Raw genomic sequence first — 23,152 nt, 5'->3', positions numbered from 1 at the left:
AACGACAAGGGGTGTCGCATGGGAATGACTGTCAAGGTTAGCCGTCTGGAAGAGGAACTTTCCGAGGCTGTCGCGTGGGAGGTCGAGGGAGAACTCGTTCTCGAGACATCAAGCAAGGTATTGCTGGACATCAGTCCAGAGGATATTGCCTCCCTTGTCAGAGACGGTGACGACCTGATAGTCGAGATGGCCAACGGCCAGACCCTGAAGATCGTCGGGTTCTATACCGACGCTGGCGCAGGACAGAGCGAGCTTTACCTGGTTGATGATGAAGGTGGCGTCGTCTGGGCTGACCTGGCGCCGGCCGCCGACAACGGCGTCGTTGCCGCGCAGTACGTTCCCCAGCCCGACATGGCAGGCTTCGAGATGGTGGCTGCGGCTGAAGAGGGTGGCAGCGGCTGGACCGGCGCTGCGATTCTTGGCGGCGCCGCCGCTGCGGGCCTGGCTGCTGCGGCCGCCGGTGGCGGCGGTGGTGGTGGCGGCAGCGACGATGACGGCGACGCCCCGGCCAGTGATGACGGCAGCGATAGCGACGACGACAGCGACAGCGGCGACGACAGCGGCGACGACAGCGATCAGGATAACGACGACAGCACCGATGAGACCGCTCCGTCGGCCCCGCAGATCGGCGCCATACGCGATGATCAGGGCGATGTCACCGGGCCACTTGCCAGCGGCGACAGCACCGACGATACCACCCCGACGCTGTCCGGCAGCGCAGAGGCGGGCAGCACCATCACCATTCGTGACGGCGACGCGGTGCTGGGGACCGTCATCGCGGACGACAGCGGCAACTGGAGCTTTACCCCCAGCGAGCCGCTGGCCGAGGGCAGCCATAGCCTGACGGTCACCGCCACCGATGCCGCCGGCAACACCTCGGAGGCGAGCGATGCCGTTGAGCTGACGGTCGATACCGCTGCGCCCGACGTGCCGACCCTGAACCCGAGTGATGGCACCGTCATCAGCGGCAGTGCCGAACCCGGAAGCACGATCGAAGTCGACCTTGACGGTGATGGTACGGCGGATCTGACGGTCACCGCGGATGAGACAACCGGCGAGTGGTCGGTGGAGCCTTCTTCGCCGCTGGCTGACGCTTCTGACGTCACGGTGACGGCGACCGACGCGGCGGGCAACACAAGCCCGGAAGCGTCGTTGACGGTGGACGCCGCTGCCCCGGCGACCCCGATCATTGCACAGGTCGTGGATGACGAAGGCGACGACACTGGGCCGCTTTCCAGTGGTGACAGCACAGACGACGCCACCCCGACGCTTTCCGGTGTCGCCGAGGCGGGTAGCACGGTGACCATCAAGGATGGCGACACGGTGCTCGATTCCATCACCGTCGATGACAGCGGAAGCTGGAGCTTTACCCCCTCGGAGCCTCTCGCCGACGGCAGCCATAGCCTTACCGTCACCTCGACCGACGCTGCCGGCAACACCTCGGAGTCGAGCGGCGCCTTCGAGTTGAACGTGGATACCAGCGCGCCAACCGCGCCGCTCATCAATCCGACCGATGGCACCGTGATCAGCGGGAAAGCCGAGCCGGGTTGCATGGTCGAGGTCGACATTGGCGGCGATGGCACCACGATGATGCAAGTCGAGGTGGACCCGACGACCGGTGACTGGTCGGTGGCGCCGTCTACTCCGTTGGCCGACGACACCATGGTGGTAGCGTTGGCGATCGACGAGGCGGGTAACGTCAGTCCGGAAGTCACGGTAGAGGTGGATACCGCCCTGGTGGACACCTAGGCGCCGGCCGCACCGACCATCTCCGCGGTGGTGGACGATGAAGGCGACATCACCGGGCAGTTGGCCGGCGGCGACAGCACCGACGACGCCACCCCGACGCTTTCCGGTAGCGCAGAGGCGGGCAGCACGGTCACCATCAAGGATGGCGACGATATTCTGGATACGGTGACCGCAGACGAGAGCGGTCACTGGAGTTTCACGCCTGAACAACCGCTGGCCGAAGGCAGCCATAGCCTGACGGTCACCGCGACCGATGCCTCCAACAACACGTCCGAATCGAGCGCCGTCTTCGAACTGAGCGTGGATACCGCCGCGCCGGTGGTGCCGACCATCGGTGAGGTGCAGGACGATGCGGGCGACGTTGCCACGCCTCTGACCAGCGGAGACAGCACCGACGACACCACCCCGACGCTGTCCGGTAGCGCAGAGGCGGGCAGCACGGTCACTGTCCTGGACGGCGACACCGTGCTGGGCAGTGTCGAAGCCGACGGCAGTGGCAACTGGAGCTTCACCCCCGAGCAACCGCTGGCCGAAGGCAGTCATGGCCTGACGGTCACCGCCACCGACCCCGCCGGCAATACTTCGGCGCCGAGTGATGCCTTTGAACTGAGCGTAGATACCGAAGCGCCGGAAGTGCCGGCCATCGGTGCGGTAGAGGACGATGCCGGTGACGTCACCGGGCCGCTTGCCAGCGGTGACAGCACCGACGACGCCACCCCGACGCTGTCCGGTACCGCCGAGGCGGACAGCACCGTGACCATCCTCGATGGCGACACCGTACTGGGTACCGCCGAAGCCGACGGCAGCGGCGACTGGACGTTCACCCCGACGGACCCGCTGGCCGAAGGCAGCCATAGCCTGACGGTCACCGCCACCGATGCCGCCGGTAATACTTCCGATCCGAGCGACGCCTTTGAGCTGAGCGTCGACACCACCAGCCCTGGGGGTGACGCCGGCACAGACGCCCCGACCCTGGCGATTGCCGAGGCCGCAGACGACACCGTCAACGCCGATGAGCTGTCCGATGGCGTCGAGGCCAGCGTCGGCCTGACGGACGGTACCCAGGCCGGCGACACCATTACGCTGAGCGTCACCGATAGCGATGACGTGACCTCCGAGGTTTCCTATACGGTCACCGCGGACGACGTCGCCAATGGTAGCGCCACGGTGGTGATTCCGAGCGGTGCTCTGGCAGATGGCAGCTACAGCGTCGAGGCGGTGATTTCTGATGCCGCCGGCAATGGCTCTGCGGCGTCCCCCAGCGTCGACTTCGGGGTGGACGCCGCCCCGCCTGAGCTGCCGAGCATCATGACCGCCTCGGACAACGAGGGCGATGTGACCGATCCGCTTGCCAGCGGTGACAGCACCGACGACACCACTCCGACGCTGTCCGGCACCGCCGAGGCGGGTAGCACGGTCACCATCCTGGATGGTGACACCGTGCTGGGCAGTGTCGAAGCCGACGATAGCGGCAACTGGAGCTTTACACCGACGGACCCGCTGGGCGAAGGCAGTCACAGCCTGACGGTCACCGCGACCGATCCCGCCGGCAACACCTCGGAGCCGAGCGACGCCTTCGAGTTGAACGTAGATATCAGCGCGCCAGACGCGCCTGTCATCAACCCTACCGACGGCTCCGTGATCAGCGGGACCGCCGAGCCCGGGAGCACGATTGAGCTCGACGTCGATGGTGATGGCACCTCTGACCTGACGACCACTGCTGACGAGACGACCGGTGACTGGTCGGTGGCGCCGGATGCTCCGCTGGCAGACGATACCGTGGTCACGGTGACCGCGACGGATCCGGCGGGCAATACCAGCCCGCAGGCAACCACCACGGTCGACACCTCCATTGACGACACCCAGCCGCCGGTCGCACCGACCATTGCAGAGGTCGCGGACGATGAAGGCGACGTCACCGGGTCGCTTGCCAGCGGCGACAGCACCGATGACGCCACCCCGACGCTATCCGGTACCGCCGAGGCGCACAGCACGGTGACCATCTTCGATGGTGACAGCGAACTGGGTACTGCCGTTGCGGATGACAGCGGCCATTGGAGCTACACCCTGGCCTCGGAGCTCGGCGAGGGTAGCCACAGCCTCACCGCTACCGCCACCGATGACGCTGGCAATACCTCGGAGCCGAGCGACGCCTTTGAACTGGTCGTCGACACCACCAGCCCCGGTGGCGACGCCGGCACCGACGCCCCGACCCTGGCAATCGCAGAGGCCGAGGACGACGACAGCATCGACGCCGATGAGCTGGCCGATGGTGTTCAGGCAAGCGTCGGCCTGACCACCGATACCCAGGCCGGTGACACCATCACGCTGAGCGTCACCAACGCCGATAACGTGACCTCCGACGTTGCCTACACGGTCACGGCGGACGATGTCACCAATGGCAGCGCCACGGTGGTGATTCCGAGCGATGCCCTGGCAGACGGCAACTACAGCGTCGCGGCGGTGATTTCTGATGCCGCCGGCAACAGTTCAGCACCGTCCAACAGCATCGACTTCAATGTGGATGCGACCAGCCCCGGCGGCGACGCCGGCACGGACGCCCCGAGCCTGGCGATTGCCGAGGCTGAGGACGACGACAGCATCAACGCCGATGAGCTGTCCGATGGCGTTCAGGCCAGCGTCGGTCTGACCGCCGGCACCCAGGCCGGGGACACCATCACGCTGAGTGTCACCGATGCCGATGACGTGACCTCCGAGGTTCCCTATACGGTCACGGCGGACGATGTCACAGACGGTAGCGCCACGGTGGTGATCCCGAGCGATGCGCTGGCAGACGGCGACTACAGCGTCGCGGCGGTGATTTCTGATGCCGCCGGCAACAGTTCAGCACCGTCCAGCAGTGTCGGCTTCACTGTGGATGCGACCAGCCCCGGCGGCGATACCGGCACGGACGCCCCGACTCTGGCAATCGACGAGGCTGAGGACGACAGCATCAACGCCAGTGAACTGGCCGATGGCGTTGAGGCCAGCGTCGGCCTGACCACCGGTACCCAGGTCGGGGACACCATTACCCTGAGCGTCACCGATGCCGATGACGTGACCTCCGAGGTTTCCTATACGGTCACGGCGGACGACGTCTCCAATGGCAGCGCCACGGTGATGATTCCGAGCGATGCCCTGGCAGACGGCGACTACAGCGTCGCGGCGGTGATTACCGACGCCGCCGGCAACAGTTCTGCCCCGTCCAACAGCATCAACTTCAACGTGGATGCGACCAGTCCTGGTGGTGACGCCGGTACGGTCGCCCCGACCCTGGCGATTGCCGAGGCCTTGGACGACACCATCAACGCCGCTGAGCTTTCCGATGGCGTTGAGGCCATCGTCGGACTGACAGAAGGCACCCAGGCCGGGGACACCATTACGCTGAGTGTCACCACCGCCGACGACGTGACCTCCGAGGTTTCCTACACCGTGACGGCAGACGACGTCGGCGCAGGTAGCGCCATGGTGGTGATTCCGAGCGATGCGCTGGCAGACGGCGACTACAGCGTCGCGGCGGTGATTTCTGATGCCGCGGGCAACAATTCTGCACCGTCCAACGGCGTCGACTTCACTGTGGATGCGACCAGCCCCGGGGGCAATGACGGTTCCGACGCCCCGACCCTGACCATCGACGAGGCTAACGAGGCGGACGACGACAGCATCAACGCCGACGAGCTGTCCGATGGCGTTCAGGCAAGCGTCGGCCTGACGGACGGCACCCAGGCCGGTGACACCATCACCCTGAGCGTCACCGATGCCGATAACGTGACCTCCGAGGTTTCCTATACGGTCACGGCGGACGATGTCACCAATGGCAGCGCCACGGTGGTGATTCCGAGCGATGCCCTGGCAGACGGCGACTACAGCGTCGAGGCGGTGATTGCTGATGCTGCCGGCAATAGCTCAGCGGCCTCTTCCCCCGCTGTCGAATTCCGCGTGGACACTGCCGCGCCTGCGGTACCGAGCATCATGACGGCCTCGGACGACGTGGGCGATGTGACCGATCCGCTTGCCAGCGGTGACAGCACCGACGACACCACCCCGACGCTATCCGGTACCGCAGTGGCGGGCAGCACGGTGACCATCCTCGATGGTGACAGCGTGCTGGGCACCGCGGTTGCGGATGACAGCGGTCATTGGAGCTATACCCCGGCCACAGAACTCGGCGAGGGCAGCCACAGCTTTACCGCTACCGCCACCGATGCTGCCGGTAATACCTCGGAGGCGAGCGACGCCTTTGAACTGAGCGTCGACACCACCAGCCCCGGTGGTAGTGACGGTACTGATGCCCCCACCCTGGAGATCGCCGAGGCCGCGGACGGCACCATCAGCGCCGATGAGCTGGCCGATGGCGTTCAGGCGATCGTCGATCTGACGGACGGCACCCAGGCCGGGGATACCATTACGCTGAATGTCACCACCGCCGATAACGAGACCTCCGAGGTTACCTACACGGTCACAGCGGACGACGTTACCGATGGCAGCGCCAAGCTGATGATTCCGAGCGATGCGCTGGAAGATGGCAACTATAGCGTCGAGGCGGTGATTGCTGATGCCGCCGGCAACGGCTCTGCGGCGTCTTCCCCCGCTGTTGAATTCCGCGTGGACACGGCCGCGCCTGAGGTGCCGAGCATCACGACGGCATCTGACAACGTGGGCGATGTGACCGGCCCGCTTGCCAGCGGCGACAGCACTGACGACGCCACCCCGACGCTGACCGGCACCGCCGAGGCGGACAGCACCGTGACCATCTACGACGGTGACACCGTACTGGGTACCGCCGAAGCCGACGGCAGCGGCGACTGGACGTTCACCCCGACGGACCCGCTGGCCGAAGGTGACTACAGCTTTACCGCTACCGCCACCGATGCCGCCGGTAATACTTCCGATCCGAGCGACGCCTTTGAGCTGGGCGTCGACACCACCAGCCCTGGTGGTGACGCCGGCACGGACGCCCCGACTCTGGCGATTGCCGAGGCCGCGGACGACACCGTCAACGCCGATGAGCTGTCCGATGGCGTTGAGGCCAGCGTCGGCCTGACGGACGGTACCCAGGCCGGTGACACCATCACGCTGAGCGTCACCGATAGCGATGACGTGACCTCCGAGGTTTCCTATACGGTCACCGCGGACGACGTCACCAATGGCAGCGCCACGGTGGTGATTCCGAGCAGTGCTCTGGAAGATGGTAACTACAGCGTTGCGGCGGTGATTACCGACGCTGCCGGCAACAGCTCTGCGGCGTCCCCCAGTGTCGACTTCGGCGTGGACGCCGCCGCCCCTGAGGTGCCGAGCATTGGCCAGGTTCAGGACGATGCGGGTGCCCTCACCGGCGCACTGACCAGCGGTGACAGCACCGACGACACCACCCCGACGCTGTCCGGCACCGCCGAGGCGGGCAGCACGGTCACCATCCTGGATGGTGACACCGTGCTGGGTAGTGTCGAAGCCGACGATAGCGGCAACTGGAGCTTTACACCGACGGACCCGCTGGGCGAAGGCAGTCACAGCCTGACGGTCACCGCGACCGATCCCGCCGGCAACACCTCGGAGCCGAGCGACGCCTTCGAGTTGAACGTGGATATCAGCGCGCCAGACGCGCCTGTCATCAACCCTACCGACGGCTCCGTGATCAGCGGGACCGCCGAGCCCGGGAGCACGATTGAGCTCGACGTCGATGGTGATGGCACCTCTGACCTGACGACCACCGCGGACGAGACGACCGGTGACTGGTCGGTGGCGCCGGATGCTCCGCTGGCAGACGATACCGTGGTCACGGTGACCGCGACGGATCCGGCGGGCAATACCAGCCCGCAGGCAACCACCACGGTCGACACCTCCATTGACGACACCCAGCCGCCGGTCGCACCGACCATTGCAGAGGTCGCGGACGATGAAGGCGACGTCACCGGGTCGCTTGCCAGCGGCGACAGCACCGATGACGCCACCCCGACGCTATCCGGTACCGCCGAGGCGCACAGCACGGTGACCATCTTCGATGGTGACAGCGAACTGGGTACTGCCGTTGCGGATGACAGCGGCCATTGGAGCTACACCCCGGCCTCGGAGCTCGGCGAGGGTAGCCACAGCCTCACCGCTACCGCCACCGATGACGCTGGCAATACCTCGGAGCCGAGCGACGCCTTTGAACTGGTCGTCGACACCACCAGCCCCGGTGGCGACGCCGGCACCGACGCCCCGACCCTGGCAATCGCAGAGGCCGAGGACGACGACAGCATCGACGCCGATGAGCTGGCCGATGGTGTTCAGGCAAGCGTCGGCCTGACCACCGATACCCAGGCCGGTGACACCATCACGCTGAGCGTCACCAACGCCGATAACGTGACCTCCGACGTTGCCTACACGGTCACGGCGGACGATGTCACCAATGGCAGCGCCACGGTGGTGATTCCGAGCGATGCCCTGGCAGACGGCGACTACAGCGTCGAGGCGGTCATTTCTGATGCCGCCGGCAATAGCTCAGCGGCCTCTTCCCCCGCTGTCGAATTCCGCGTGGACACTGCTGCGCCTGAGGTGCCGAGCATCACGACGGCATCTGACAACGTGGGCGATGTGACCGATCCGCTTGCCAGCGGTGACAGCACCGACGACACCACCCCGACGCTGACCGGCACCGCCGAGGCGGACAGCACGGTGACCATCCTCGATGGTGACAGCGAACTGGGTACTGCCGTTGCGGATGACAGCGGCCATTGGAGCTACACCCCGGCCTCGGAGCTCGGCGAGGGTAGCCACAGCCTCACCGCTACCGCCACCGATGACGCTGGCAATACCTCGGAGCCGAGCGACGCCTTTGAACTGGTCGTCGACACCACCAGCCCCGGTGGCGACGCCGGCACCGACGCCCCGACCCTGGCGATTGCCGAGGCCGCGGACGGCACCGTCAACGCCGATGAGCTTTCCGATGGCGTTGAGGCCAGCGTCGGCCTGACGGACGGTACCCAGGCCGGTGACACCATCACGCTTAGCGTCACCGATGCCGATGACGTGACCTCCGAGGTTTCCTATACGGTCACCGCGGACGATGTCACCAATGGCAGCGCCACGGTGGTGATTCCGAGCGATGCCCTGGCAGACGGCGACTATAGCGTCGCGGCGGTGATTAGCGACGCCGCGGGCAATAGCTCAGCGGCGTCTCCCAGCGTCGACTTCACTGTGGATGCGACCAGCCCCGGCGGTGGCGACGGCACGGACGCCCCGACCCTGGCGATTGCCGAGGCCGCGGATGGCATCAACGCCGCAGAGCTGTCTGATGGTGTTCAGGCAAGCGTCGGTCTGACCGCCGGCACCCAGGCCGGGGACACCATTACGCTGAGTGTCACCGATGCCGATGACGTGACCTCCGAGGTTCCCTACACGGTCACGGCGGACGATGTCACCAATGGCAGCGCCACGGTGGTGATTCCGAGCGATGCCCTGGCAGACGGCAACTACAGCGTTACGGCGGTGATTGCTGATGCCGCGGGCAATAGCTCAGCGGCCTCTTCCCCCGCTGTCGAATTCCGCGTGGACACTGCCGCGCCTGCGGTACCGAGCATCACGACGGCCTCGGACGATGTGGGCGATGTGACCGATCCGCTTGCCAGCGGCGACAGCACCGACGACGCCACCCCGACGCTGTCCGGTACCGCAGTGGCGGGCAGCACGGTGACCATCCTCGATGGTGACACTGTGCTGGGTACCGCCGTTGCGGATGACAGCGGTCATTGGAGCTATACCCCGGCCACAGACCTCGGCGAAGGTAGCCACAGCTTTACCGCTACCGCCACCGATGCTGCCGGTAATACTTCCGAGGCGAGCGACGCCTTTGAACTGAGCGTCGACACCACCAGCCCCGGCGGCGACGCCGGCACCGACGCCCCGACCCTGGCAATCGCAGAGGCCGCAGACGGCACCATCGGCGCCGATGAGCTGGCCGATGGCGTTCAGGCCAGCGTCGGTCTGACCGCCGGTACCCAGGCCGGTGACACCATTACGCTGAGCGTCACCGATGCCGATGATGTGACCTCCGAGGTTACCTACACGGTCACGGCGGACGATGTCACAGACGGTAGCGCCACGGTGGAGATCCCGAGCGATGCCCTGGCAGACGGCGACTATAGCGTCGCGGCGGTGATTAGCGACGCCGCGGGCAATAGCTCTGCACCGTCCAACAGCGTCGACTTCGACGTGGATGCGACCAGCCCTGGTGGTGACGACGGTACAGACGCCCCGACCCTGGCGATTGCCGAGGCCGCGGATGGCATCAATGCCAGTGAACTGGCCGATGGCGTTCAGGCCAGCGTCGGCCTGACCACCGGCACCCAGGCCGGTGACACCATCACGCTGAGTGTCACCGATGTCGATGACGTGACCTCCGAGGTTCCCTATACGGTCACGGCGGACGATGTCACCAATGGCAGCGCCACGGTGGTGATTCCGAGCGATGCCCTGGCAGACGGCAACTACAGCGTGACGGCGGTGATTAGCGACGCCGCGGGCAATAGCTCAGCGGCCTCTTCCCCCGCTGTCGAATTCCGCGTGGACACGGCCGCGCCTGCGGTACCGAGCATCACGACGGCATCTGACAACGTGGGCGATGTGACCGATCCGCTTGCCAGCGGCGACAGCACCGACGACGCCACCCCGACGCTGTCCGGTACCGCAGTGGCGGGCAGCACGGTGACCATCCTCGATGGTGACACTGTGCTGGGCACCGTCGTTGCGGATGACAGCGGCGATTGGAGCTATACCCCGGCCTCAGACCTCGGCGAGGGTAGCCACAGCTTCACCGCTACCGCTACCGATGCTGCCGGTAATACTTCCGATCCGAGCACGGCCTTCGACCTGAGCGTCGACACCAGCGCCCCGGTGGAGCCGGCCATCACCACGGCCTCGGACAACGTGGGTAATGTATCCGGGCCGCTTTCCAGCGGTGACAGCACCGATGATGCTACCCCGACGCTGACCGGCACCGCCGAGGCGGACAGCACGGTGACCATCCTCGATGGTGACACCGTGCTGGGTACCGCCGAAGCCGACGGCAGCGGCAACTGGACGTTCACCCCGACCGATCCGCTGGCCGAAGGTGATTACAGCCTGACGGTGACTGCCACCGATGCCGCTGGCAATACCTCGGAGCCGAGCGACGCCTTCGAGCTGAACGTCGACACCACCAGCCCCGGTGGTTCTGGTGGAACAGACGCCCCGAGCCTGGCGATCGCCGAGGCTGCGGATGGCATCAATGCCGACGAGCTGGCCGATGGCGTGCAGGTTGCTGTCAGTCTGACCATCGGTACCCAGACCGGTGACACCGTTACGCTTAGTGTCACCGATGCCGATGATGTGACCTCCGAGGTTGTCTACACGGTCACCGCGGATGACGTTGCGACGGGCAGTGCGACGGTGGTGATTCCGAGCGATGCCCTGGAAGACGGCAGCTACAGCGTCGATGCGGTGATTGCCGACGCCGCCGGCAATAGCTCCGAGCCGTCTGCTGCTCTCGACTTCAACGTGGATACGACCGCGCCTGGCGGTCCGAACAACGCGATTGCCTTCGATGATGAGCTGATCGGCGATGCGGAAGCGACGGATATTTCCCTTAGCGGGCAGATCGATGCCGACAGCACCCTGTCCAGCATCGTGATCAGTGACGGAGATAGTGATACCGCCGATATCACCGTCGACCCCAGCGCTATTACCGTGGCTGGCGATGGCACGGTGAGCGTCACGGGTCTCGACCTCAGCGCGCTTGCCGATGGCGAATTGACGGTCACCATGACGCTTGAGGATGCCGCCGGGAATAGCGGGACCGTGACAGATACCACGACCCTGGACACCACTGGTGCCTTGATCGCCGACAGCAGCGAGGCGCTGAACGAAGCGGTGGATGCCACGGTTTCGGGCAACCTGGCCGGTAATGACTGGGGAGACCTGGCGCAGATTGAGGTCACCCCACCGGAAGGGCTTACCGCCGGTGGCAGCGATGTCACCTGGGCGGGCAGTTACGATGCCCAGCAACAGAGCTACACCATGACGGCGACGGCGGCAGGCAGTGACGTCGCGACGCTGGTCATCAACGGGGCAACGGGTGCTTACACCTTTACCCAGTTGGCGGCGCTGGATCACCCGGCCCTTGGTGCGGACATTCAGGAGCTCGGCTTCCAGATCTCGACCGTGGACGCCGCCGGCAACAGCGCCGTGGGCAGCCTGGAGATCCAGCTCACCGACGCCGTGCCCGACGCCGCGGCGCCTGTGCTTATCGATACCAGCGGGATGACTCAGCCGGTGGAGGGCACGCTGGTCGATGACTTTGGTGCCGATGGTGGTGTGGTCAGTTCCATCGTGATTGATGGGGTGACCTTCAGCTACAACCAGGACAGCGGTAGCGTGGAGCAGCAGGGACAGTCCGACCTGATCGCCGGCTACCAATACGACGATACGTCCAGCCAGTTGACGGTCACCACCGTGAAAGGTGAGACCTTTGACGTCAATCTTGCCGACGGGACCTACCGCTTTACGCAAGGCAGCCTTGCCAATGATGCCTTTGTGTCTGACCAGGCTCCTTCGGTCGGGCTGGGTGATTCTGCCAGCTTGCTGGGTATCGTGGGTGTAGACGCTCTTGGCCTGGTGAATTTTAGCGAAAGCCAGGCATTTAGCGTCAATGATCCGGACAATGATATTGCAAGCGTTACGGTGACATTGGCGTCAATTCTTTCAGTATCCCTGGGTAGTCCTGGGTTTGAATACTCAGAAACGATGGCGCAAGCGTTTGGGCTGACGGTCGATAATTCGAATCGCTTGGGTGTTTTGGATAACAACGCATCCATCGTGATAACCGCACCTGATGGAGGGCTGAGTTCTCAGCAATGGAACGAGTTTTTAGGTTCGGTTTACTACAGCGGTGGCTTGACATCTATTGGTCTAGGTTCGTCCCTCTCGATTTCCGCCGTAGATGCTGAGGGCAATGACGTTGGCCCTGTGTCGCGGAACGACATACTCGACCTCGACCTCCTCAATGGCGGTGACGCACCTGGCTACCTTGTAGAAGATGAATCGGCCGATCCCGATGCGGGCAATACCCTCACCGGCACCGCCAATAGCGATCGCCTCTATGGCTATGGTGGTGACGATATCCTGAACGCCGGCGCCGGCAATGACATCCTGCGGGGTGGGGCCGGCGATGACAGCTTGTCCGGCGAGGATGGTAACGACCTGCTGATCGGCGGCACCGGTGCCGATACCCTGACGGGTGGGACCGGCCGCGATGTATTCCGCTTTGAAGCCGGAAACGCAGGGGCCGCCGGTAGCCCTGTTGTCGACACCATCACCGACTTCTCCCTCGGCGATGGCGATATTCTGGACCTTCAGGGCCTTTTGCAGAACGAGGTCAGGATCGGTACCGATCCCGGCAACCTGACCAGCTTCCTGCACTTCGTGCGCACCGCGGATGGCGATACCCGCCTCGAGATCAGCTCCAGCGGCGGCTATCTGGGTGGCTACGACGCTGGCGAAACGGACCAGGTCATCCTGCTCGAAGGTGTCGATCTGGTCGGCCAGGGGGCAGATGCGGCGTCCGACTGGCAGATCATTCAGCAACTTCTCGAGGGTGGCCATCTCTCCGTGGACACCACCGTCCAGGCGGGAGAGACGGCGGTCGGCGGCTTCAAGTCGTCCACCGAGATCGACGCGACCCTGACCGACGGGGATGGCGACAGCACGTCCACCAGTGTGGCGGTCGATGAGACCGGAACACTGGACGAACCGACGGTCCCCAGCGACCCGGATCCGGACAATACCGCGCCGATCGTGCAGGCCGACAGCGGCCTGCTGGGGCTGCTGGATGTCTCGGCGCTGGGCATCATCGATCTCAACAGCCAGGCGTTGGTGGCTGCCGATGCCGAGAACAATCTTGCGTCGGTCACGATCGACTTCCGTCCCTTGCTCGATATCAATCTGACCGACGCGGTCGAACTGACGGCATCCCAGGCCATGGCTCAGGAGCTCGGTCTGAGCATCTCAACGGAGAGTTCCAGCGGCGTCCTCGGGCTCGTTGCGCCGCGGGCCTCGCTGACCATCACCGCACTGGATGGCGGTCCTATCGACAATCTGGCGGTCAATGAGTTGCTTGGCAGCGTGAAGTTTACCGATGGCGACGGCGGTCTGCTCGGTCTTGGCACTGACCTGCAGCTCAGTGTGTTGAACGCGCTTCGCATCAGCGCCACCGACACCGAAGGACTCGAGGACAGCGAACTGGTCGGCAATCTGGTGCAAGCCGAAGCGTTGGACCAGCTCTTCGGTGGCAGCACCTACATCGAAGAAGGCGATGGAGGCAATAACGACCTGGATGGTGGTCTCGGCAACGAACGCTTTTACGGCTACGCCGGCAACGACACCATCGACGCCGGGGGCGGCAATGATCTGCTGAGAGGCGGATCAGGCGACGACGTCCTCAACGGTGGCGATGGCAACGATCTGCTGATCGATGGTCAGGGCAGCGATACCTTCAATGGTGGCGCCGGCAGCGATGAGATTCGTCTTTCCGGGACGGGCTTCGATACCATCGACGGCGGTACCGGCGAGGATGTGCTGCTGCTCGATGGCGGCATCGATCTCGACCTGACCGATGCTGACGTCGGCACGGTCGGCAATATCGAGCGTATCGACCTGGGAGACGACGACGGCGCATCCCGCCTGACCCTCGACGAGGACGAGGCCATCGCCCTGACCGATGATGACAACATTCTGAAGGTGGAGGGTGATGACGGCGATACGCTCAGTGCTAGCGGCGCCGTGGCCACGGGCAACGAGCAGACCAGCGGCGACACCACCTATGTCGAGTACAGCCTGGGCAGCACCACGCTGCTGGTGGAAGACACCGTCAACGTGGAGGTCAATTGAGGGTGGGGGTAGCGCCTGGCGCAGTGCAACCAATGTCAGGTCGACCACGCTGGCCAAGGCGCCGTTCGTGGCTCGCTGGCGGGGCGCTGATGGTCTGCGCCCTTCAGGCCCAGGCGCTTAGCCTGTCGGAAGCGGTGGTCCAGGGGCTGGCCGTCAATCCCGAGATACGGGCGGCGGAATCCGACGTCCGTGTGGCCGCCACCGAGGTGGATATCGCGCGCGATAGCTACTGGCCCTCGGTGGAGGTGTCGGCGGGTCCCGAGAACTCGCTGATGGGAGAGCTCGGCTACGACGTCACGGCGACCCAGGTGCTGTATGACTGGGGCCGCATCGCGTCACAGGTGGCGTCGGCATCGGCCGAATATCGGCATCGGTTGGCCTCGCTCAAGGTGACCAGCGACGAAGTGGCACTGGATATCATCGAGCTTTACCTCGACGTGGTGGCGGCTCAGCGCCGTGTCGTCGAGGTGGAGGGCTACCTGGACCGGCTCGAGGCGCTGGCGGCGATGACCGACCAGCGTGATCTTGGTGGCTACAGCGATCGCAGCGAAAGCGAGCGCAGCCGTCTGGATATCGCCCGTGCCCGTGAGCAACTGGCGATGGAGCGGGGTGGCCTGCGTGAGGCCCAGCAGGAACTGCGGGTGTTGCTGCAACGGGACATCCTGGCCACCCAGATGCCCGACCCCGAGGACTATCTGGCAAGCCTGGCCGCGCCGGCGCAGGTGGACCTTGCGATCGAAGACGCCCCGGTGCTCGAACAGAGCGAGGCCGACGTGTCTGTGGCGAAGGCTGAGCTGGAGGAGTCCGAGGCGGCCTTGATGCCGCAGCTCAACCTCGAGGGCTCGCTGCTCAGGCGTGAGGTCGGCGGGGTGATGGAAGAGGACCAGGTGATCGCCCTGCGTGTTCGCATGGAGCCCATTCAGGGGCTGTCCAACTGGCGCAGGACCGACGCTGCCGCCCAGCGTGTGGAGTCCTCGCAATTCTCGCGGCGGGCCGCACGGCGTGACCTTCAGCGCACCATCGCCGGCTTGAAGGAGCAGTACCAGGTGACCCAGTGGCGTCTGGAAGGGCTCGAGGAACAGATCGATCGGGCCGGCGAGGTCCTGACGACCTACGAAGACCAGTTCAGCGTCGGTCTCAGGGATATCGCCGATCTGCTCAGTATCGAGAGCGAGCGGTTCGAGGCGGCCAGACAGCGTATCGACGTGGAGATCCAGCAACTGCGCCTGCAGTACCGGGCCGCTTCGCAGTTGGGAACGCTGGCCGCCGTCGTGCCGAGGCTCGAGGAACAGGATATCGCGCAGGGAGGCTGAGCGATGGAGTCGTCACAAGGCGTGACTGGAGACGCATTACGAGAGGGGCTGGTCGTGCTGTGCGAGCAGTGGGACCGGCATTGCACCACCGCCGAACTCGGCGATGGCCTGCCGCTGGAGCAGGGACGGCTACCCGTGTCCGAGGTGCCACGCGCGCTGAGGCGGGTACAGATGAAGGCACGCTGTCTCGATGTGCCGCTGGACAAGCTGGCCGATGACCTGCTGCCGGTGCTGATCGAGCTGGACGACGAGCGCTGGGTGACGGTGGTGGCCCGTGAAGAGGGCGCGATCAAGGTACTGCTGAGTGAAAGCGGTGGTGGCACCGAAACCTGGAGCCCCCGAGAGCTTTGCGCCAGGCACACCGGCGTGACGATCGTCGCCAGGCCGGACCTTCAGCCGGATGATCGGGCCGGAGGCTTCGCCGAGGAACCGCAGGAGCACTGGCTGAAAGGCCCACTGAGTCGCTGCTGGGGAACCTGGGTGGAGGTCGGCGTGGCGGCCTTGATGGCCAACTTGCTGGCCATCGGCACGGCGCTGTTTGCCATGCAGGTGTATGACCGGGTGGTGCCCAATGAGGCGTTCTCCACCCTGTGGATTCTGGCCAGCGGTGTCGGTCTGGCGATCCTGCTCGAATTTGGCCTGCGGGTACTGCGGGCGAGCCTGCTCGACAATACCGGCAAGCAGCTCGATCAACAGCTGTCGTCGCGGCTCTTTTCGCAGGTAATGAACCTGCGCCTGGCGGCCAAGCCCGGGTCGGTGGGGGCCTTTTCCAGCCAGATTCGAGAGTTCGAGAGCGTTCGCGAGTTCCTGACGTCTTCCACCATCGGTGCGATCAGCGACCTGCCCTTCGTCGTGCTGTTTCTCGGTGTCATCTACTTTATCGGTGGCGACATGGTGTGGGTGCCGGTGGCAGGCATCGTGATGATGGTGCTGCCCGGCCTGCTGGCCCAGCGCAAGCTGGCGCGGCTGTCGCGCCAGAACCTGCGTGAAGGGGCGGTGCGCCAGGGGGTACTGCTAGAGACCATCGACCATCTGGAATCGGTCAAGGCCAGTCGTGCCGAGGGCCGCCACCTGCGGCTGTGGGACAGCCTGTCAGAAGAGCTCGCCGATGCCTCCACCCGCCATCGGCGGCTGTCATCCAAGCTGACCTACGGCGCTTCCATGGTCCAGCAGCTGGTGTATGTCGGTGTGGTCATCGCCGGTGTCTACGTCATCTCCGCCGGCGAGCTGACCGTCGGTGGCCTGATCGCCTGTACCATCCTGACCTCACGGGTGGTGGCGCCGATGGCCCAGGTGGCCGGTATTCTGGCGCGCTGGCAGCACGTCAAGGTCGCCATGGAGGGCCTGGATGGCCTGATGGACGCCCCGACAGAACGCCCGGCTGGACGCCAGTTTGTGCGCAAGGAACGGGTCCAGGGGCGTTACGAACTGCGCGAGGTCGGGCTCGCCTATCAACAGGATGCGCCGCCGGCCCTGGCGCTCGACTCGCTGTCGCTCGCCGCCGGCGAGCGCATCGCCCTGCTGGGAGGCAATGGCGCGGGCAAGTCGACCCTGCTGCGGCTGCTGGCGGGGTTGATCGATCCGGCGAGCGGGACGGTCCAGCTCGACGAGGTGAACCTGAGCCAGATCGAGCCGGGGGATCGTCGCCGGGCCATCGGCTATGTGCCCCAGGACATCGCGCTGTTCCACGGCACCCTGCGCGACAACCTGATGCTGGACGGCGGCGCCTATCACGACGAGGAGCTGATGGAGGCGCTCGACCATGTCGGCCTCGGTCGCTTCGTCCGCCGGCACGCCCTGGGGCTGGATATGCCGCTTCAGGGCAATGCCAGCCTGTCCGGTGGTCAGCGCCAGGCGGTCGGCCTGGCCCGGCTGATCCTGCAGGATCCGCGTATCGTGCTGATGGATGAGCCTACGGCTGCCTACGACCAGTCCAACGAACAGCAGGTGATCGCCTTCCTTTCACGCTGGCTGGAGGGGCGGACGGTGGTGATTTCGACCCACAAGAAGTCGCTGTTGTCGTTGGTGCGCCGGGCGGTGGTGCTCAAGGATGGCCGGCGGGTCATGGATGGCCCCGTCGACAAGGTGGTCTCGGGCAATCAGGTCAGGACCACCGCCGCCCGCGCCGCAGGAGGGCAATGACATGGCCAGCGCAACATCACGCCAGCGACGGGTGCTGGAACAGCTGCAGGGAGGAAGCTCGCTGCCCCAGGGAACCCACGCCATCCTGTGGGCCTGCGTCGCCACCATCGCGATCTTTATCGCCTGGGCGTCCTGGGCCACCATCGACGAGGTCACGCGCGGTGACGGCAAGGTGGTGCCCTTGTCACGCATGCAGACGATACAGAGCCTGGAGGGCGGCATCCTCGAGCGCCTGCTGGTGCAGCGGGGCGAGCGGGTCGCCGCAGGGCAGCCTCTGCTGCGGCTGGACGATACGCGCTTTCGCAGCGCCTACCTGGAAACGATGAGTCAGGTCGAGGTCCTCAGGGCGTCCATCGCGCGCCTGGAAGCGGAGGTGCTGGAGCAGGAGAGCATCCGTTTTCCCGACGATATCGATGAGCAGGGCGAGCTGGCGCGCTCCGAACGCGCGCTGTTCGAGGCCCGGCGCAATCGCCTGCTGCAGGCGGAGGCCTCCATCGAGGACGAGATGGCCATCGCCAGGCGCCAGTTGAGGCTGCTGGAACCGCTGGTCGAACGACGCTCCGTCAGCGAGATGGAGGTCCTGAAGCTGCAGCAGACGGTGGCCTCGCTGGCCGGCAAGCTGGCCGAGATGCGCAATACCTATGTCCAGGACGCCTATGCCGAGCTTTCCACTAAACAGGCGGAGCTGTCGACGCTGGAGCAGACCCTGCTGCAGCGTCGCGACCAGCTCGAGCGCACCGAGATCGTGTCGCCGGTACACGGGCGGGTGAACGACATCATGGTCACCACCACCGGTGGGGTCATCCAGCCTGGCGAGCCGATCCTGGAGATCACGCCGCTGGAAGACCAGCTATTGATCGAGGCGCGGATTCGTCCGGAGGACGTGGCCTTCGTGGCGCCGGGCATGCCGGCCAGCGTCAAGATCACGGCCTACGACTACACCATCTACGGCGACCTGGAAGGCACGGTGGAGCAGATCAGCGAGGACACGATCGAAGAGGAAACGCCGCGCGGCAAGGTGTCCTACTACGAGGTGCTGGTGCGCACCGATGAAGCCCACCTGGAGCGCCACGGCGAGCGTCTCGCCATTCGGCCCGGCATGGTGGCCGAGGTCGACATCCAGACCGGTGAGCGATCGCTGCTGAGCTATCTGCTCAAGCCGATCATCAAGGCAAGGCTGTACTGAAGGCGGGGAGCGCCTGAAGACAACAACGGGAAGACAACAACGGGAAGACAACAACGGGAAGACAACAACGGGAAGACAACAACGGGAAGACAACAACGGGAAGACAACAACGGGAAGACAACAACGGGAAGACAACAACGGGAAGACAACAACGGGAAGCGTCGATGACGCTTCCCGTTGCTTGTCGGGTCGCCGGCTCCCGTCCTGCGGCCAGGGCTGAGTCTCCGGTCTGGCGCTAAGACCGGGCCTGAGGGTCGGCCCCAGGCCGGGTCCGGCGTCGCTACCGTCTTAGAAGTTGTAGGACAGGGTAGCGTTGATGGAGTCGTACTCGGTGCTGCTGGAGCCCAGGGTGGTGCGGCCGGCGACGCCGAAGTCCATGTTGGTACCGAGACGGTGTGCGGCGCCGAGTTCGAGCACCGTGCGGTCACCTTCCTCGTCGTCCAGGTAGTCGGCATCGCTGTTCACGTCGCTGGAGACGTCGTAGTGGTAGAGCAGGCTGCCGTACACCTCACCGGTAAAGAAGTCGGCGCCAAACTTCACGCCGCCGAACACTTCACCCAGCTCGACGCCGTAGTCATTGGTGTCGCCGATGTACTTGCCGTCGAGGTCGTCTTCCATGTAGGCGCCGCCGACGGTCAGGCCGGTGCGCACGGAGTGGTACTCGGGCAGGAAGTAGGTGCCGGAGCCACGCGCGGCCCAGCGATCGCCGTCCAGGTCGATCGGCTCAGCCAGGTAGTCGCCGCGGATCGAACCGTCCAGCTCCTGGTACATGACGATGGCGTCGAGGACGATGGTGCCGTCGAGGAAGGACACGGCGCCGTACGGAGAGATCATCTCGCCGCCGAGGTCGGTGCGGCCGCTGCCGTTGTGGTCCAGGTCCATCTCGCTGTTGCCAGCGGCGATACCGACCAGCACATTGCGATGCTTGAAGTCGATACCGAGCAGCGCGACCTTGCCGTCACCGGAGTAGCTCGAGTTGGCGACGTCACCGTCGAAGTCGCTGATCTCGGTGGAGGCCCAGAGGTTGGTGCCTTCGGGGCGGCTGTAGTGGCCTTCGGCGCTGGGGAACATGGCCGAGTCGATCTGACGGATGATCGGATTGAAGTTCTGGGCCAGCGCCTGCTTCTGGGCACCGCGCAGTGCCTGGTCGACGTTCAGCGCGCCGAGTTCGGCGGCCAGGGCCAGCGCTTCGTCACGGGTCAGGGAGTCGAGCTGGCCTGAGAACAGCACATTGCCATCGCCATCGAGCAGGGTGATGGGGGTGTCGCCGTTGAAGTCAGCCAGGGTGGTGCCTTCCGGCAGTTGCAGGGTGATCGGCTGGCCGTTGAGGGTGGCATTCAGGGTGCTGGCGGTGTTGACGGCTTCCAGCGGGCCTTCCCACTCCAGGGTCACCGGGCGGCCTTCGACCAGCGCCGACACGGTAAAGGTGGAGGTCTGGTCACCGTTGTTGTAGGCCGAACCCAGGCTCGAGGCGCTGGTGGAGACCGCCACCGGGTTGCCGTTGACCAGCACCGTGCCGCTATCGCCGGACAATGCCTGGTTCAGGGTAGAGGTGCCCTCGGGGGCGCTGAACACCAGCTTGGAGCCGTCGTTCAGGGTGACGGTGCCACTGTTGCTGTTCAGTGCAGAGGGGCCGTCGTCGAGGATGCTCTCGATCTGGGGCAGCGTCTGGCCTGTCTGGATCAGCTGGTCAAGGCTGAGGCCATTGGCGGCGGCAATGCTGCTGGCCAGAAGCCCGGTTGCGCCTGCGACCGCAATTATTCCCTTCTTCATGATGATACCTTTGCTCAGAGGATGGTTCTTGTCGGCGCCCGCGCCGACGCTGGTGAGTTCCAGCGGCGGTTCCCGAGCCGCTGGCTACCTCGGCCGATCTTCCCGAGCCATCGACATGCAAGGCTCCGTTGCCCGCGAGACGGGCAAGACGTGTCGCGATTGCCGGCCTTTGAGGTAGTCATTTTGCATGAATGATTGTTGTGTTTTTTCGCTTTATTAGCAATATCTAGGATTAATTTATTCATGTCTGTTTGATGACGAAATCGCCCGGCTGGCGCGGGCTTTCCCAGGACAGGGAAGAGTGCGTGACTCAGTGCATGCACAGGGACGCTACGGAGCGCTCAGCGGCGCCGTGGCTGGGGCTTTTTTGGCGTGTGGGCGTCAACTCGGAGCAGGGTGAGGGGAATAGCCAAGGGCATAGCTGAGGAAATAGCCAAGGACGTTTGTCTAGTGTCTTCAAGTGGCTTTCGGGGGTGCAACATGGCTTTACGGCAGGCCCGCAAAAACCTTGAATCAACGCTCAAGGCGTGCCGGGATTCGTAAATATCTGGACGGCGTGGTGCCGGGAAAGGAGTGCGACTTCATGGTTCTGAGATAACCAGCAGTAGAAGCGCATTCCCGATGATAGTGAGCCCTTACTTTTATAAAAAATTAAAAAAATGTCTAAAGTTCTAGCGGCTTTGGCCGAGTTGCGAAACGCTGTGCTCAGATTTAACAAAATCAATAGAACCTAATTTACATATTTCTTATGTGACACTAGAATCGCTCTGCCTGACGCAAGGCAGGCAGCAATTCACGCATAGGGAAACAAACTAAAAATGAAAAGCGTACTCAAGCTTTCTGCACTTTTTGTGGCTACCGCAGGAGCCACGACCTCTGCCATGGCGGCACCAGAGTTTTATCTGGGCGCCCAGGCGGGTTATCTCGATTCTTCTGTCGAGATCTCCGACAGCACAACCTCTCGAGACGTAGGCGCCTCCTATACAGACGTCTCCAGCTATGGCTTCAACTACGATTCCTACGGCCTTGACGGTGTGGCCGGTGGCATCTTTGCCGGGGTCAAGTTCGGCCTGACAGAACGCTTCTACGGCGCCGTGGAACTGAACCTGGGCACCAGCGGTGCCGACGCCGAGTTTTCTGACTACAGCGAATACTCCTACAGTGATGATTTCGGCTATAGCGCCTCCGGTTCCAGGGAATCCTCTCAGGAGCTGGAAGCCGGCAAGTCCTATGGCATCGGCCTGCTGGCCGGCATGGAGCTGACCAGCGCCACCCGTGTCTACGCCAAGCTCGGTTATCAGCAGACCGAATACGAGTACAAGCAGAGCTGGAGCAATCGCTCGTCCTATCAGGACGGCTTTGGCGGCTCCGGCACTGATGTTGAGGGTGACTCCTACTCCAAGGATGAGGACTTCGGCGGTGTGCGCTATGGCCTCGGGATGGAAACGGATCTGACCGACGCTGTCGCCATGCGCCTCGAGTGGACGCGCACTGACTATTCCAGTGAAGACGTCGAAGCCGGTGAAGATACTTTTGAAGTGTCCCCGGAAGAGAGTCTGCTGCAGGTGGGCGTGTCTTACCGCTTCTAACGGCGACAAAAGATGTAACGGCGTCGGGTAGTCGTCATTTCGGCTGCTGACGACGCCTTGTGCAGCCGAGCCTCTTGCAGGGTCGGCTGCATGATTGCCAGTGGTATGTGACTGGCATCACATAGTGCCATTTCGCTTCGTCGGGTTCGGAAGTTGACCGAACACAACTCGGGGCAAAATACGGATGCTTCAGGTGTCTTTGTACGGCACCCTGTGTTTAGGGCTTGTCTGAAAAGTGCCTGCGCTCGGTAATACGGCGTTAAAAATCGGATCAACATGCTCATTTACACCCCGTAAACTGCGCTGTCTCACCGATTTTTGCCTTGTCTAACCTTCGCTCGTCGACTTTTCGGACAGCGCCTAGCCTATAGTGGCTTTTGGATGTCTATAGTTCTTGTCTTGAATGCGGTGTCTGTCGTAGTGGCCTAGTGGCGTAGTGGCTTTCGGATAGCCTCGACACGATGCAGGACATCGCCTTTGCTGGCTTGATCGTTTGG

The 23,152-nt window shown here is 64.2% G+C and carries 7 protein-coding genes; 6 read left to right on the top strand and 1 reads right to left on the bottom strand.

Annotated elements, in window-relative coordinates; genetic code table 11:
• Positions 1-24 precede the first annotated feature (24 nt).
• From NKF27_RS19870 to NKF27_RS19850, 5 genes are all read left to right on the top strand, one after another.
• Positions 25-1,749: an Ig-like domain-containing protein gene (locus NKF27_RS19870; protein WP_253554554.1), complete on the top strand. Its 1,725-nt coding sequence runs from the start codon at positions 25-27 to the stop codon at positions 1,747-1,749.
• Between the two features lie 27 nt (positions 1,750-1,776).
• On the top strand, positions 1,777-14,652 hold the full coding sequence (locus NKF27_RS19865) for an Ig-like domain-containing protein (protein ID WP_253554552.1): 12,876 nt from the start codon (positions 1,777-1,779) through the stop codon (positions 14,650-14,652).
• An 89-nt stretch (positions 14,653-14,741) separates the two neighbouring features.
• A complete protein-coding gene (locus tag NKF27_RS19860; RefSeq protein WP_253554550.1) occupies positions 14,742-15,965 on the top strand; it encodes a TolC family protein in 1,224 nt (407 codons plus the stop codon).
• 3 nt (positions 15,966-15,968) lie between these two features.
• Entirely contained in the window at positions 15,969-18,107 is a 2,139-nt protein-coding gene (locus tag NKF27_RS19855) for a type I secretion system permease/ATPase (protein ID WP_253554549.1), read from the top strand.
• A gap of 1 nt (position 18,108) precedes the next feature.
• Complete coding sequence (locus NKF27_RS19850) at positions 18,109-19,293, top strand: HlyD family type I secretion periplasmic adaptor subunit (protein ID WP_253554547.1); 1,185 nt, start codon at positions 18,109-18,111, stop codon at positions 19,291-19,293.
• A 288-nt stretch (positions 19,294-19,581) separates the two neighbouring features.
• On the opposite strand, the gene NKF27_RS19845 is transcribed toward NKF27_RS19850, so the two are convergent.
• On the bottom strand, positions 19,582-21,066 hold the full coding sequence (locus NKF27_RS19845) for an autotransporter outer membrane beta-barrel domain-containing protein (protein ID WP_253554545.1): 1,485 nt from the start codon (positions 21,064-21,066) through the stop codon (positions 19,582-19,584).
• Between the two features lie 818 nt (positions 21,067-21,884).
• Here NKF27_RS19845 and NKF27_RS19840 point away from each other — a divergent pair.
• Positions 21,885-22,655, top strand: coding sequence for an outer membrane protein (locus NKF27_RS19840; RefSeq protein WP_301271169.1), 771 nt, complete (start codon positions 21,885-21,887; stop codon positions 22,653-22,655).
• Positions 22,656-23,152 lie beyond the last annotated feature (497 nt).

Source organism: Halomonas sp. DN3 (assembly GCF_024137905.1).
In the GTDB taxonomy this organism is placed as follows: Bacteria; Pseudomonadota; Gammaproteobacteria; order Pseudomonadales; family Halomonadaceae; genus Halomonas; species Halomonas litopenaei.
The sequence above is the reverse complement of the archived record's forward strand: the minus strand, read 5'-3'. Positions and strand labels throughout refer to the sequence as shown.